The following is an 11,666-nucleotide window of genomic DNA, read 5'->3' on the forward strand; positions in this document are numbered from 1 at the left end:
GGCCGGCGCTTCATCAAGCCTGCTCGATGCCGCGCCGGTAAATGGCAAAAACGCCGGGGGCGGCCTGGCGCAGATGCGCGACATCGCCGAGCAGCAGCGACTGCATGACCAGGCCCTGGATCATGCCGATAAACAGCGTTGCGGCGGCTTCGCCGTCGACCGATTCGGCCACCTCGCCGCGGGCCTTGCCGGCATCGACAAGGTGCTGCAGGCGCTCGCCGTAGCGGGCAATCAAGGTCTGCACCATGCGCTTGGCCGGCGTCGATTTGGCGCGCTGAAGCTCGCCGAACATCATCCGGGGCACGCCGGGATGCTCGGCCACGAAGTCGATATGGCTTAAAAACATCGCTTCCATCGCGTCCAGGGGCAAGTCGATACCCTTTACGGACTGGTCCAGTCGCGTCAACAGGCGTTCGGCCATCCATTCCATTACCGACTGCCAGATGGCCGCCTTGTTGGGGAAGTGCCGAAACAAGGCACCCTGAGTCACGTTCATGCGTTCGGCAATTGCCGCGGTCGTGATTTCGCTGGGGTTTTGCGAGCCGGCCAGCTCAACGACGGACTCGACGGTCACGGCCCGGCGTTGCTCGGCTGAAAGATTCTTGCGGCGGTTGTTCATTCATGATTCCCGACAAGATAGTAATTGCTCACTACCTTATCATGCAAGACGGCTTGTGCAAATCTCAGCGTGCAGCGTTGTCTTTCCAGCGACGCTTGATGGCTGCGCCGGCTACGGCGGATCACGGATCCGGGCGCAGCGAGGTCGGGGCCACATACAGCGGGGCGGCCGCGCGATCGCCACGACAGTCGCCCGCCGCGGTCCCGGGCAGCAGCCACCAGTACTGGCTGTTCTGGAAGCCCAGATCCCGGGCCTGGTCCAGATCGAGGCAGTCGAACAGGTCTTGATGTTCGCGCGCGACCAGCAGCCAGCGGCGCTGCGGCGATTCATTCAGCCAGTCGAACGCGCGCAATGCCTGGCGCTCGGTAGGCGTCGAATAGCCGAAATGGATAATCGGCTGGCGGGCCTGTAGAACGAATTCCTCGCCAAAATCGGGCAGCGCCAGCCAGGCCTCCGGGCCGGTGATCGCCACGATCTTGTGCATCATCTGGCGTGGGGAGCGGCTCGTGTTCATGTCCGGCCAGGCAAACAGCGACAGGCTGAGCCACAACAGCCCGAACCAGAGGGCCAGCGCAAATGCGCCGCGGCGGGGCCCGAGCCAGGCCAGTAAAGCGACCACCGCCGCGCCCAGAGCGGTCCACCAGAGCCAAGGCCAGGCCTGGTGTTTTTCTGCCAGCGCCGCCAGCGGCTCGAAACCGGCCGCGCCGGCAATGGCACCGGCGGCAAAAAGGGCGCCGAGAAGCGCCAGAACGGCAGTGCACAGCCACTGCAGGCCGCGCTTGTCCAGCAAACCGGGCAGCAGCGGCGCCAGGGCGATGACCAGCAGCGGCACGGTCGGCAGCAGGTAGACGCCGCGCTTGCCGGGCGACAGGCTGAAAAAGGTCAGGATCAGGACTACGCCCGAAAGCGGCAGGAGGGTGCGGGCGTCGCCGCGCTTGAGCCGACGCCACCAGTTGGGCACGGCCCAGGGCAGCGCCAGCCACAGCGGTAGCCAGGCCCAGGGAATGACTTCGACGATGAAATAGAACCAGGGCTGGAGATGACCCCATGGGTCGGCATAGCGCTCGGCGGTCTGGCGCAGCAGAATGTCGTCGCGATAGGCCAGCAGGGCCGGATCACCACTGGTCGTCGTATAGAGCGCCATCGGCACCACCCAGGCGGCGATGGTGGCCAGCATCACGCCCAGGCCGGTGAGCAGATCCCCGGCGGTGGGACTGTGGGCCGCACCGCGCCGCGCCAGCAGGATCCACGGCGGGATCATCAGCAGCGGCAGAAAGCCCACGCCCTTGGTGATCACGCCCAGGCCCATGGCCGCGCAGGCGATCAGCCACCAGCGCCGCTCCGGCCCGAGCAGGGCGTGGCGCATCAGGCCATAGGCGCCCAGCGTGGTCCAGAAGCACAGCATGATATCGATCTGCGCCGTCTTGGCCTGGAGCATGAACTGCACCGTCGCCAGCAGCGCCAGGCCGGCGAGCATGGCGATTCGGCGGCCGTGAAGGCGAGCGACAAGGTCGACGACCAGCCATAGAATGCCCAGCCCGGAGAGAATCGACGGCAGCAAAAAGGCGGCTCTTACCGAGCCGGTGGCCAGGAGGGCCGCCGCCTGCGCCCACATGAACACCGGCGGCTTGTCGGGATAGGGCTCGCCGGCGCGATGGGGAACGAGCCAGTTGCCGGTCTCGATCATCTCCAGGGCATTGAGCACGAAGCGGGGCTCGTCGGCCGGCCAGGGATCGCGCAGGCCGATGCCGGCGGCAAAAAGAACGACGGCGGCAAGAAACAGCCAGGCGAAACGCTGCCCGGACAGCCAGCGAACGGTCTTCGTCGGCGCGCGCATCAGTCGTCGATGCCGTCGCTCCGGCTCGCCTGGCGGCGCTCGCCGTAGATCAGCATCAGGTTGCGTCCATAGATGATCAGGCCGCCGGCCTGGCCGACGATAAAGACGGGATCGCGGCGATGAATGGCGTAGATGAGCAGGGTCAGACCGCCGCCGATACTCAACAGCCAGAAAGCCAGGGGCACCACGCTGCGACGCGCTCGCTCGCTGGCGATCCACTGGACGAGGAAGCGCGCCGAAAACAGGGCCTGGCCGAGAAAGCCCACCGTCAGCCACGGCCACGGCGCCATCATGCTGACCTCCGTCTGTTCAGGTCGCGATTGTTCTTTTTACGATCGGTCACTTCGATCGCGGCCGGCAGGCGCGAGCGGTGGATAAGCCACATCACGCCGAACAGATCGACGATGCCCGGCCAGAGGCGATCGTGCAGCCCGTAGTGAGAGCGACCGCGCTCGCGTGCGCGATGATTGACCGGCACGGAGGCGCAGCGCCCGCCCTGGGACTGCACCAGCGCCGGCAGAAAGCGATGCATGTGATCGAAATAAGGCAGGTCAAGAAAAACCGCCCGGTCGATGACTTTGAGACCGCAGCCGGTATCCGGGGTGCGGTCGCGAAGCAAGCGGGCGCGCACGCCGTTGGCAACGCGTGAGGACAGGCGTTTTATCCGTCTGTCGCGGCGCTGCGTCCGGTAGCCGGTGACCAGCGCCAGGTCGTGCTCGGCCGCGTAGTCGAGTAGCCGCGGCAGGTCGGCCGGATCGTTCTGACCGTCGCCGTCGAGCGTGGCTAGCCAGCGCCCGCGCGCCAGGCGAGCGGCCTGCCAGATGGACGTGCTCTGCCCGGCGCTGTGCCCGTGATGGATCGGCCGCAGGGTCGGATCGGTGCGGGCGCGCTCGAGCAGCAGTGCCCAGCTCTCGTCGCCGGAGCCATCGTCGATGACCAGCACTTCGTAGGCGCGATCGCGCATGGCGGCGGCAATTTCATCGAGCAGCCCGGGTAGATTGCCGGCCTCGTCGCGGGCGGGGATGAGGATCGATACGTTCATCAGCCCTTTCTGGTTGCGTTGGTAACCCAGCCCGACAAAGTCGTGACCGATTCCGCGACCAGCACTTGTGCGTTGATCATGCGTGCGATCGTGACTGCTCGAGACCAGCCACCTTCAGGGCTGCTCGAGAATGCGCTGGCGAATCGTGGCCTCCTCCTCGGCCGTGATCAGGCCTTCCTCGAGCAGCTCCTGGAGAAAGCGCAGTTGGGTGAGCCTCTTCGCGGCGCGCCCGTTATCGTCGGCCGCAGTGGCCCGCGTCGTCGCTGACGGCAGCGCTGCGTCGCTGATTGCCTTACCAGCGCCGCAATCGAGCACCAGAGACAGACCGTTGATGATGTCACCGTCACCCGGCCGGATATTCATTTCCTCGCACCCGGACTTGCGCAGGGTGACCACGCCGTATTGCGGCTGCTGCTCGGGGCGATAGCTGTTGGGATAGATGTCGCGTTCGGTCAGGGTCAGCGGGGTGGTGCCGTGAGTGCCGGTGATGGTGACCACCTCGGCGCCGGGCGGGTCGGATTCGACGGCAAAGCTGCGGATGCCGGCGCCGTCGAGGGCAATGGCCGGGGCGGCGCAAGCGACGACCATCAGTGCCGCCACCGTCACGGCCAGCGGCCCGCGCCGCCGGGATGTCCGGTCAATAAGCCGCATCGAAGCCCAGCAGCAAATAGTGCTCCTGCTCGAGGTGACCAGTGTAGTAGTCGCCGGCTTGTCGCTTGTCGTCGAGTAAGTCGACGTTGAACTCCATGATGCCCTTGAGGTTGCGCATGAAGTAGTACGAGGCCGTGAACGTCAGGCTGTTGAGGTCGATGCCCTCGTAGATGGTATCGGTGTTCTTGAAGTCGCCGGCGTCGGCGTAATTGTAGAGTGCCGAAAACGCCCAGCGGTCGTTGTGGATGTAGTCGAGGCCGGCAAAGCCGCCATCCCAGGAATATTTGGTATCGGGATTGGCATCCAGAAAACCGTCCCACTCGTTCCACAGATACTGGGCATACCAGTACCAGCGCCCGCCGATGGCGCCGGATAGATCCAGGCCGGCGACGCGCTTGTCGCTGTTGCGCGTGCTGGTCTCCAGGCCGGCCGGTCCGCCGGCCGCACGCTGGCGGCCGTCGAGCGCGAACAGGCCGACGCCCACGGGCCCGACGTCGAAGCCGACGCGGCCGAAGACGGTCTTGGAATTGTCGTTGTCGAACAGATTGTCGGGGCGATTGAAACCGGGCGTGTTGACGTCGAAGCTCGACTTGATGCCGTTGCCGTTGACGAATCCCAGGCCGATATCGAGCGGGCCGGCAGCGCGCTCAAACAGTACGCCACGCTCGTAGGTGATGCCGGCCATGCGATAGGCAACATAGTCCTGAAAGGGCAGGCGCACCTCGCGTGGGAACATCAGATCCGAGACCTGGAACTGGCCCAGCATCATGCTGGCGCCCGAGCCGAAGATGTCGTCGTGCTGGAACCAGGCGTCCTCGACCAGGACTTCGCCGTTGCCGCCCTTCTCGCCGAAGATGGCGTAAAAATAGTAAGTAATGTGCTCGCTCAATGGCGCGCTTGAGATCAGCTTGATCAGGTAGGGCGACTGGAAGTCGGTGGAGGCCTGGGTTTGCTCTCCGCTGATCGGGTCGATGTTGCCGGCCTCGCGCGCCTGGAAATAGCCTTGGGCGCGAACCGCCAGGGGCGGATATTCCGGCAGCTTGAGCAGCTTGTCGCCGGTATCGAGCGTGCCCGCATCCCAGTTGTCGAGCTTGAAGTTGTTGCCGGCAAAAAACTCGCCGAACTGATTGAGCTTGGGATAGGCGGCGTGACAGGCCGCACAGGTCATGTCGTATTTGCGCGCGAACTCAGGCATAGCCGCAAGCTGAGCCGAAACCATCGCAAGCACTGCTGCGAATGCCATGTGCATCGTCACGCTAGTTTTTCTATTCATTGACCCGCCTCCATCGCAACCAAAGTCAGCCCGGCCAACCGCATTCGGCCACCGGCAGTTGCCAAAAGCTTAGAGGTTCAGGCAATTACCAGCCATCGGGCAAATGACATAGAGGGTGCTCAGGATCCTGACAAGACAGCGATTTGTGCCTTATGGATCGGCATCGAATTCAGGCAGAAGCAGGTCTTCCAGGAAAAATGCCGACAGCTCCGAGCGGCTGCCCAGACCGGCTTTGCGATAGACCGCGCGCGCCTGTTCCCTGACCGTTCGTTCGGCGGTGTTGCGAGCAGAGGCAATCTCCTTGAAGCTCAGCCCTTTGAGGAGCAGCAACGCAACTTGGGCTTCGGCCATGCTCAGTTGCCATAGCCCGAACTGCTCCTCGATGGCCTCACTCAAACCCCGAATCGTCGACTGATAGCGCGAGCGCCAGCGCCGCGACTCCGCCCGGGCCGTATCGAGGCGGCTGTGCAACTGCTTGAGCTCACGGCGTCCGCGCAACATTCGGGCGAGAATGTAACCGAACATGGTCGCGGCCAGCAGCAGTACGACCAGCTCTACGACCACGTGCAGTGGCTCGACGCCCGAGGCGTAATCGGAGAGCACATCCCAGCCGATCAGCACGGCGATCAGGCCGGAGACGACCAGAAGGAGTAGGTGACCCGATCTTGCCGGTTGGTCATTCAACATCAGGACTGCGATTGTCTGGGTCTGGTGGGTGAACGTCGTCTGGATCGGATGACTCGAACTCGAGACGCAATCGGCCCCAATGCATCCTGCTGTTCTTTTCACTGTTGCAGGTGTGTCGGGAGTCGACGCTCCGTTGAGTACGCATATCATCAGCCTCAAGCCCGCCAGCGCCTAACTGCTCGCACAGCGAAAGCGCGGATTCCTGTTGCGCTGCTGAAAGCAGCTGCGTACCAAGCACGACAATCGAGCTGTAGCAGATGCTATCGAGCTGACTCATCCAGCCCCGGGAAACGGCCGGGAGCATATTTGGTGTGGCAGTCCACGCAGCCGCTGATCAGTTCCGAGAACAGCCGCGTCTGCTCTTCCATATCCTCGTTGCGCGCGGCTTCGGCAAGTCCGGCGCTGAGTTCATGGAGCTCCTGATCGCGTTCCACGAACGCTTCGGGGAGGGTGTCATGCAGAACCTGCTCGTCCTCGGCCGTCATCTGCTGCTCCATGATGAAGCTGTCATGGATGGCCTGCGCCCGCTCCGCGACGATTTCGTGCTGGCCCTGGACCATGGCGGCCTGAATTTGCTGGCTGGCTTGCTGAATCCCCTGCATTTCCTGAATCAACAACCCGCGGAGCTTCGGCGGAAGCTCTGCGCCGATGTTTGTGGTGGCAGGCTGGCCGGCGACCGCCAGCATGAAAACGCCCGTTGCCACGGCGCCTGATATCAATGTGATTGCCAGAGTTTTCATGGCTTTGTCTCCTCAGGTCACGATTCAAGGGTGGTTTCGGGACAATAGCGCATATAACTCGGTGTCTGCAAAGATTTCAGGTTAAAGGATCTCCGGTCCGGCATAATGACCAGTGACCTGCGCGGTACCCGCTGCGGCCGCGTCGAGTTCGGTCATGCAAACGCCAGACTCGGGAAAGTGATGATGAGACGCAAGCGCACCACGCCACTGCGCGACAGTTCCGTACAGCCGGGCCACTGCTCGACTGAGCTTCGGGCCCGAATCCTGGGCGATGTGTCCTATTTTCGCGGCCTGTCAAGCGGCGCTCTCGAGGCCGTCAACCAGCATTTTCGGGCCTTCGACTACCCCAGCGGCGCTGCGATTCACCACGAAGGCGAACCGGCCAAGGCGCTTTTCCTCGTCGCTCACGGCAAGGTCAAGCTGCTTCAGCACAGCTTCTCGGGCACCAGGGTGGTCTTCGACCTGCTCAGCCAGGGCCAGCTTTTCGGCGGGCTCGCCGTGCTCGGGCGGCGGCATTATCCGCACTCTGCCCAGGCGCAGACCGACTGCTGCGTGCTGGCAATCACTACTGCCGACTTTCGGCACCTGCTTCGCACCTACTCGGAGGTGGCGCTGGCCACACTCGATGGCGTGGCTCGCGATCTCGAAGCGGCCCACGACACCATCCGGGCAATCGCCACGCTGCCGGTGGAGGCACGCATCGCCCGGGCGCTGCTGCATCTTGCCGATCGCTTCGGCGAGGCAGATGAGGGCGGGCTTCTGATCCAGTCGCCGCTGTCGCAGCAGGATCTGGCCGCCATGGTCAGCACCACTGCAGAAACCGTCAGCCGGGTCATGTCCGGGCTGCGGCGCAGCGGTCATGTCGAAACCGGGCGGCAGTGGGTTCGCATCCGCGACCGCGCCAGCCTGGCCGATCTGGCCGAAGAGATCGACGCCGGCGGCTGATCTTCTTTCCGCCGGGCTCCTTTCCCCTGACGCACGGCCGTCGCGTGCGACGCTCCAGCCGTCTTCCGGCCTGAAAAGCGCTCCTGAAACAGCCATATACGGCTTTTTATCGCCGATTCTGGAGCAACTTGTTCCGGCTCATGTAGTGCGTCGTCGATATCGTTCAACCTACTCCTGCATCAACACACCACTCAGGAGATGAACGATGAAAACCCTTCTTCGAAGCGACGAACTGAACTGCCCTTCCTGCATCCCGAAGATCGAAAAGGCGCTGGGTCGACTCGACGGCGTGACCGATGCCGAAGTGCATTTCGCCACCGGGCGGATCGAGATCGAGCATGACCCCGAGCGGGTCGAGGCCGAGCACCTCATTGCGGCGGTGCGGGAGGTCGGTTACGAGGCGCGCGTCAGCGCATTCTGATTCCACGCTGCCGGGCGGGCGCAAACCGCCCGGCAGCTCCGTATTGAGGCAATTGATCATGAAGTATATAAACCTGTTGCAAAACTGGCTGCGGCGGCTGCGCGTGCCGGCCCAGCGACGCGGCACGGTGGCGCTCATCGCCGGTCTGTCCGGCCTGGGCGGGGTCGCCAGCCAGTTTCTTGGCGGCCCAGCCTGGCTGACCGACGTGCTGTGGCTTTTTGCCGCTGCGGTTGCGGGCACCGAGATCGCCCTGCGGGCGCTCGGAGCCTTGCGTGCCGCCACGATCAGTATCGAGCTGCTGGTCACCATTGCTGCCGTCGGCGCGCTGTTCATCGGCGAATACTGGGAGTCGGCCGCGGTCACCTTCCTGTTCGTGCTGGGCGGCTACCTGGAGTCGCGGACTCTGGCCAGGACCCGCTCGGCGCTCAAGGATCTGCTGGCATTGGCGCCCACCGAGGTTGTGGTGCGTCGCGACGGCAGCGAGGCGACGGTGGCGCCGCATGAAGTCCAGCCGGGAGAGACGGTGATCGTGCGCCCGGGCGGGCGCATCGGCGTCGACGGCACCATCCTCGGCGGTCGTGCCGCGATTGATGAGAGCGCCATCACCGGCGAGCCGATTCCCGCCGAGAAACAGGAAGACGACGGCGTGTTTGCCGGCACCGTCAGCCATGACGGTTATCTCGAAATTCGTGCCGAGGGCGTCGGCGCCGACACCACGCTGGCGCGCATCATCCAGCGCGTCGAGCAGGCCCAGGAGGCCAAGGCGCCGACCCAGCGCTTCATCGAGCGCTTCGCCGCCTGGTACACGCCGGCCATCATCGTCATGGCGATAGGCGCCTATGGGGTGACCGCGAATATCGCCCTGGCCCTGACGCTGCTGGTGATTGCCTGCCCCGGGGCCCTGGTGATTTCCACGCCGATTTCGGTGATCGCCGGTATCGGTCGTTCGGCACGCGACGGGATACTGATCAAGGGTGGTGAGTATCTGGAAACGGCCGGTCGCATTCGTGCGGTAGCCTTCGACAAGACCGGCACGCTCACGGAAGGGCGTCCCGAGGTCATGACGGTCACGCCGCTGTCCGGGATACCGGCGCTGCCGACGATGGCCGATGAAACTTCGCCCCGCCAGCGCCTGCTGCACTGGGCAGCGCTGGCCGAGAGCGGCTCGGAGCATCCTCTGGGGCGCGCCGTCGAACGGGCGCTGCCGGCCGATTACAGCGGCCCGCTTGCCGACGACTTCGAGACTGCCGCAGGCGGCGGCATCAGCGCCGAATGGCAAAAGCGGCGGGTCGAGATCGGCCGCCCCGACTGGCTCGGGGCGCGGGTCAGTGAGTGGCCTGAACAAGCAGCCGCGGCGCTGGAGGAAATCCGCGAGCGCGGCGAGACGGTGGCGGCGATTGCTGTCGACGGCGTACTTGTCGGCCTGCTGGGCTTTGCCGACCGCATTCGCTCCGAGGCGGCCGCTGCCCTAAAGGCGCTGCGCGATACTGGAGTCAAGCGCCTGGTGATGCTCACCGGCGACCACGAAGCCAGTGCCTGGCGCGTCGCCCGCGAGCTGGGCATCGAGGAGGTGCAGGCCGGGCTGCTGCCCGAGCAGAAACTCGAGGCCATCGAGGCGATTCAGCGCGAGAGCGGCACCACCGCCATGGTCGGCGACGGCATCAACGACGCTCCGGCCCTGGCCACGGCGGATATCGGTATCGCCATGGGCGCGGCCGGCACCGACGTGGCCATCGAGAGCGCCGATATCGCGCTGATGGCCGATGATCTGGGCAAGATCGCCGAGGCAGTGGGAATGGCCCGGGCAACCCTCAACAACATCCGCCAGAACGTGGTGATTGCCCTGCTGACCGTGGTCGGGCTGCTGGCCGGCGTCTTTGCCGGCGAGGTACACATGGCCGGCGGCATGTTCATTCACCAGATCTCGGTGCTGGTGGTCGTCGTCAACGGCATGCGGCTTCTACGCACGCGTCGCCCGCGACAGCGGGCGCGATCAGCCGCCCAGGCCCTGCCGCAGACTACTTGACGATGGCTTCCAAAAGCACCTTCTCGGCAACCACCGCACAACCGATCGGATCGGTTGTGCGGTCGGCCCAGCCTGGCCGGTGCTGCTTGGTCTGCGTTCGCCTACCGATTCAATCGATGCTTCGGGCTCGATCACCCGATAGACCGATTGGCCTACGCGGCCTGGCGCGCCTTGTGTTCGTAATAGGTCGACGGGCAATCGGCAGCTCGGCATGGATCGGCCCGACCCCGTAGACCTCACGATGATCGTCGATGAAATCCACCGTTACCCGGGTTTGCGGTTGAGCTTCGCCTGAGCGAAAAAGCCGACGCCTTGGGCAGGATTTCATTGGCGCGCTTGAGCTCAACGTTCTCTCGCTCCAGTGCCTTGCGTCGCTCACGATCCGACGTTGTGAGCCCGGCACGCTGGCCTGTATCTCGCTCAGCCTGTCGCACCCAGCGGCGTACATTCGATCTTCGAAGAAATCGATTCGATGGCTGCCACTGGGAATTACTCGCAGCTTCCTGCTCGGACACCATGCGAACCGAACCCTCCCGGACTTCCAGGGAGCATCTCATTCGCTTGGTCATTGCCGTGTCCTCTCAAATCGAGGAGCCTCTGGGAAAGCCGGGCGGCTCAGTTGAGAAGGGTGTCGGTTCGCGGGCGCTTACCCTCATGATCGATCTTGCCATGAAAGGTGAAGATTGCCGAGGGACTATGAAGCCATCCGAGATGAAGCACTTAACCTTTGGGGATCCTCAAGAAGCTCCTTGAATGTTCCCAGGAATTTTGCCACCGGACCAGCTTGCAATACGCGATGATCAAAAGACAAATAAAAGTTGATCACAGGCGCTATGACAACCTCCCATTTTTTGCAATGGGCGTCTCGATTTTTGCGGAAACACAAAGAGCAGCAACTGTTGGCAGAACAGACATGGCGATAAAGAAGTTCACCGGGGCGATCATGCCGATGTTTGATATACCCAGGTTTGGGACGCTGAGCATTTTTTTAAAACCATCCTGAGCGGCCTTTTCCGATAATTCACTCTGCCGTATTTTCTCAACGATCTTTTGGGTCTCTTTCGCGATTTCGATCAATGATTTCGAGCCTGCGTTTTCTACAAGATGCGGCAGGGCTACGTCTCCGACCTGGACCGGGCCACCGACGGCGATAGAGTCGTTTCTCGGAACGATAACCTTATCATCGCCTTCCCAGAGACCACAGACAATAGGGTAAGTCTTGCAAGCCTCGGCAGCGGCTTTTTGTATCAGATTCATCAGGCTGATTTTGACTTCGTTTTCCTTACCCCAGCTTATTCATCAGACTGCCTCTTTCACGCTGAGTCAAGCCGGCTTTGATGGATTTTGGTCACCCAGCTTGCAGGTTCGGCTCGATGGTGGGTCTGGATGGCATTGATTCGCCAGGATTTGGCATTTTTGAGGCTT

11 protein-coding genes, 2 pseudogenes and 1 other annotated feature are annotated in these 11,666 nt (G+C 63.4%); of the genes and pseudogenes, 3 read left to right on the plus strand and 10 right to left on the minus strand.

Features of this window, described 5'->3' with window-relative positions; all coding sequences use genetic code 11:
- Positions 1-13: 13 nt before the first annotated feature.
- The 8 genes from ACEWQZ_RS00930 to ACEWQZ_RS00965 all read right to left on the minus strand — a co-directional run bounded on the left by ACEWQZ_RS00930 (position 14) and on the right by ACEWQZ_RS00965 (position 6,795).
- Positions 14-619, minus strand: coding sequence for a TetR/AcrR family transcriptional regulator (locus tag ACEWQZ_RS00930; RefSeq protein ID WP_476481193.1), 606 nt, complete (start codon positions 617-619; stop codon positions 14-16).
- 121 nt (positions 620-740) lie between these two features.
- Complete coding sequence (locus ACEWQZ_RS00935; RefSeq protein WP_476481194.1) at positions 741-2,456, minus strand: ArnT family glycosyltransferase; 1,716 nt, start codon at positions 2,454-2,456, stop codon at positions 741-743.
- Positions 2,456-2,749, minus strand: a complete 294-nt coding sequence (locus ACEWQZ_RS00940; RefSeq protein WP_476481195.1) for a lipid-A-disaccharide synthase N-terminal domain-containing protein — start codon at positions 2,747-2,749, stop codon at positions 2,456-2,458. The genes ACEWQZ_RS00935 and ACEWQZ_RS00940 overlap by 1 nt, the downstream gene beginning before the upstream one ends.
- On the minus strand, positions 2,746-3,498 hold the full coding sequence (locus tag ACEWQZ_RS00945; protein ID WP_476481196.1) for a glycosyltransferase family 2 protein: 753 nt from the start codon (positions 3,496-3,498) through the stop codon (positions 2,746-2,748). The genes ACEWQZ_RS00940 and ACEWQZ_RS00945 overlap by 4 nt, the downstream gene beginning before the upstream one ends.
- 114 nt (positions 3,499-3,612) lie before the next feature.
- Positions 3,613-4,149, minus strand: a complete 537-nt coding sequence (locus tag ACEWQZ_RS00950) for a hypothetical protein (protein ID WP_476481197.1) — start codon at positions 4,147-4,149, stop codon at positions 3,613-3,615.
- Positions 4,136-5,422 carry a hypothetical protein gene (locus ACEWQZ_RS00955; RefSeq protein WP_476481198.1) on the minus strand — a complete coding sequence of 429 codons (1,287 nt, stop codon included), beginning with the start codon at positions 5,420-5,422 and terminating at the stop codon, positions 4,136-4,138. Before ACEWQZ_RS00955 ends, ACEWQZ_RS00950 begins: the two co-directional genes overlap by 14 nt.
- 150 nt (positions 5,423-5,572) lie before the next feature.
- Positions 5,573-6,109 (minus strand): helix-turn-helix transcriptional regulator, encoded by a 537-nt coding sequence (locus ACEWQZ_RS00960; protein ID WP_476481199.1) that lies wholly within the window; start codon positions 6,107-6,109, stop codon positions 5,573-5,575.
- Positions 6,110-6,369: 260 nt separating this feature from the next.
- Entirely contained in the window at positions 6,370-6,795 is a 426-nt protein-coding gene (locus ACEWQZ_RS00965) for a cytochrome c (protein WP_476481200.1), read from the minus strand.
- Between the two features lie 234 nt (positions 6,796-7,029).
- Between ACEWQZ_RS00965 and ACEWQZ_RS00970 the strand changes: the two genes are divergently transcribed.
- The 3 genes from ACEWQZ_RS00970 to ACEWQZ_RS00980 all read left to right on the plus strand — a co-directional run bounded on the left by ACEWQZ_RS00970 (position 7,030) and on the right by ACEWQZ_RS00980 (position 10,241).
- Positions 7,030-7,794, plus strand: coding sequence for a Crp/Fnr family transcriptional regulator (locus tag ACEWQZ_RS00970; RefSeq protein ID WP_476481201.1), 765 nt, complete (start codon positions 7,030-7,032; stop codon positions 7,792-7,794).
- Positions 7,795-7,999: 205 nt separating this feature from the next.
- Positions 8,000-8,215 carry a heavy-metal-associated domain-containing protein gene (locus ACEWQZ_RS00975; protein ID WP_476481202.1) on the plus strand — a complete coding sequence of 72 codons (216 nt, stop codon included), beginning with the start codon at positions 8,000-8,002 and terminating at the stop codon, positions 8,213-8,215.
- A 58-nt stretch (positions 8,216-8,273) separates the two neighbouring features.
- On the plus strand, positions 8,274-10,241 hold the full coding sequence (locus ACEWQZ_RS00980; RefSeq protein WP_476481203.1) for a heavy metal translocating P-type ATPase: 1,968 nt from the start codon (positions 8,274-8,276) through the stop codon (positions 10,239-10,241).
- Positions 10,242-10,399: 158 nt separating this feature from the next.
- Here the strand turns inward: ACEWQZ_RS00980 and ACEWQZ_RS00985 are convergent.
- Positions 10,400-10,810 (minus strand): annotated as a pseudogene (locus ACEWQZ_RS00985) (IS3 family transposase); the annotation flags it as partial.
- Positions 10,433-10,548 (minus strand) — a sequence feature (AL1L pseudoknot). (Overlaps the previous pseudogene by 116 nt.)
- Positions 10,811-10,935: 125 nt before the next feature.
- Positions 10,936-11,498: pseudogene (locus tag ACEWQZ_RS00990) on the minus strand (2-oxo acid dehydrogenase subunit E2).
- Positions 11,499-11,666 lie beyond the last annotated feature (168 nt).

It is taken from the genome of Wenzhouxiangella sp. YN1, assembly GCF_056324145.1.

Coding starts and splice junctions, on each gene's coding strand:
- ACEWQZ_RS00965 (WP_476481200.1), bottom strand. CDS start 6,795: ATGCTGGCGGTCGCCGGCCAGCCTGCCACCACAAACATCGGCGCAGAG.
- ACEWQZ_RS00980 (WP_476481203.1), top strand. CDS start 8,274: ATGAAGTATATAAACCTGTTGCAAAACTGGCTGCGGCGGCTGCGCGTG.
- ACEWQZ_RS00950 (WP_476481197.1), bottom strand. CDS start 4,149: ATGCGGCTTATTGACCGGACATCCCGGCGGCGCGGGCCGCTGGCCGTG.
- ACEWQZ_RS00955 (WP_476481198.1), bottom strand. CDS start 5,422: ATGAATAGAAAAACTAGCGTGACGATGCACATGGCATTCGCAGCAGTG.
- ACEWQZ_RS00975 (WP_476481202.1), top strand. CDS start 8,000: ATGAAAACCCTTCTTCGAAGCGACGAACTGAACTGCCCTTCCTGCATC.
- ACEWQZ_RS00930 (WP_476481193.1), bottom strand. CDS start 619: ATGAACAACCGCCGCAAGAATCTTTCAGCCGAGCAACGCCGGGCCGTG.
- ACEWQZ_RS00940 (WP_476481195.1), bottom strand. CDS start 2,749: ATGATGGCGCCGTGGCCGTGGCTGACGGTGGGCTTTCTCGGCCAGGCC.
- ACEWQZ_RS00935 (WP_476481194.1), bottom strand. CDS start 2,456: ATGCGCGCGCCGACGAAGACCGTTCGCTGGCTGTCCGGGCAGCGTTTC.
- ACEWQZ_RS00960 (WP_476481199.1), bottom strand. CDS start 6,109: ATGTTGAATGACCAACCGGCAAGATCGGGTCACCTACTCCTTCTGGTC.
- ACEWQZ_RS00970 (WP_476481201.1), top strand. CDS start 7,030: ATGATGAGACGCAAGCGCACCACGCCACTGCGCGACAGTTCCGTACAG.
- ACEWQZ_RS00945 (WP_476481196.1), bottom strand. CDS start 3,498: ATGAACGTATCGATCCTCATCCCCGCCCGCGACGAGGCCGGCAATCTA.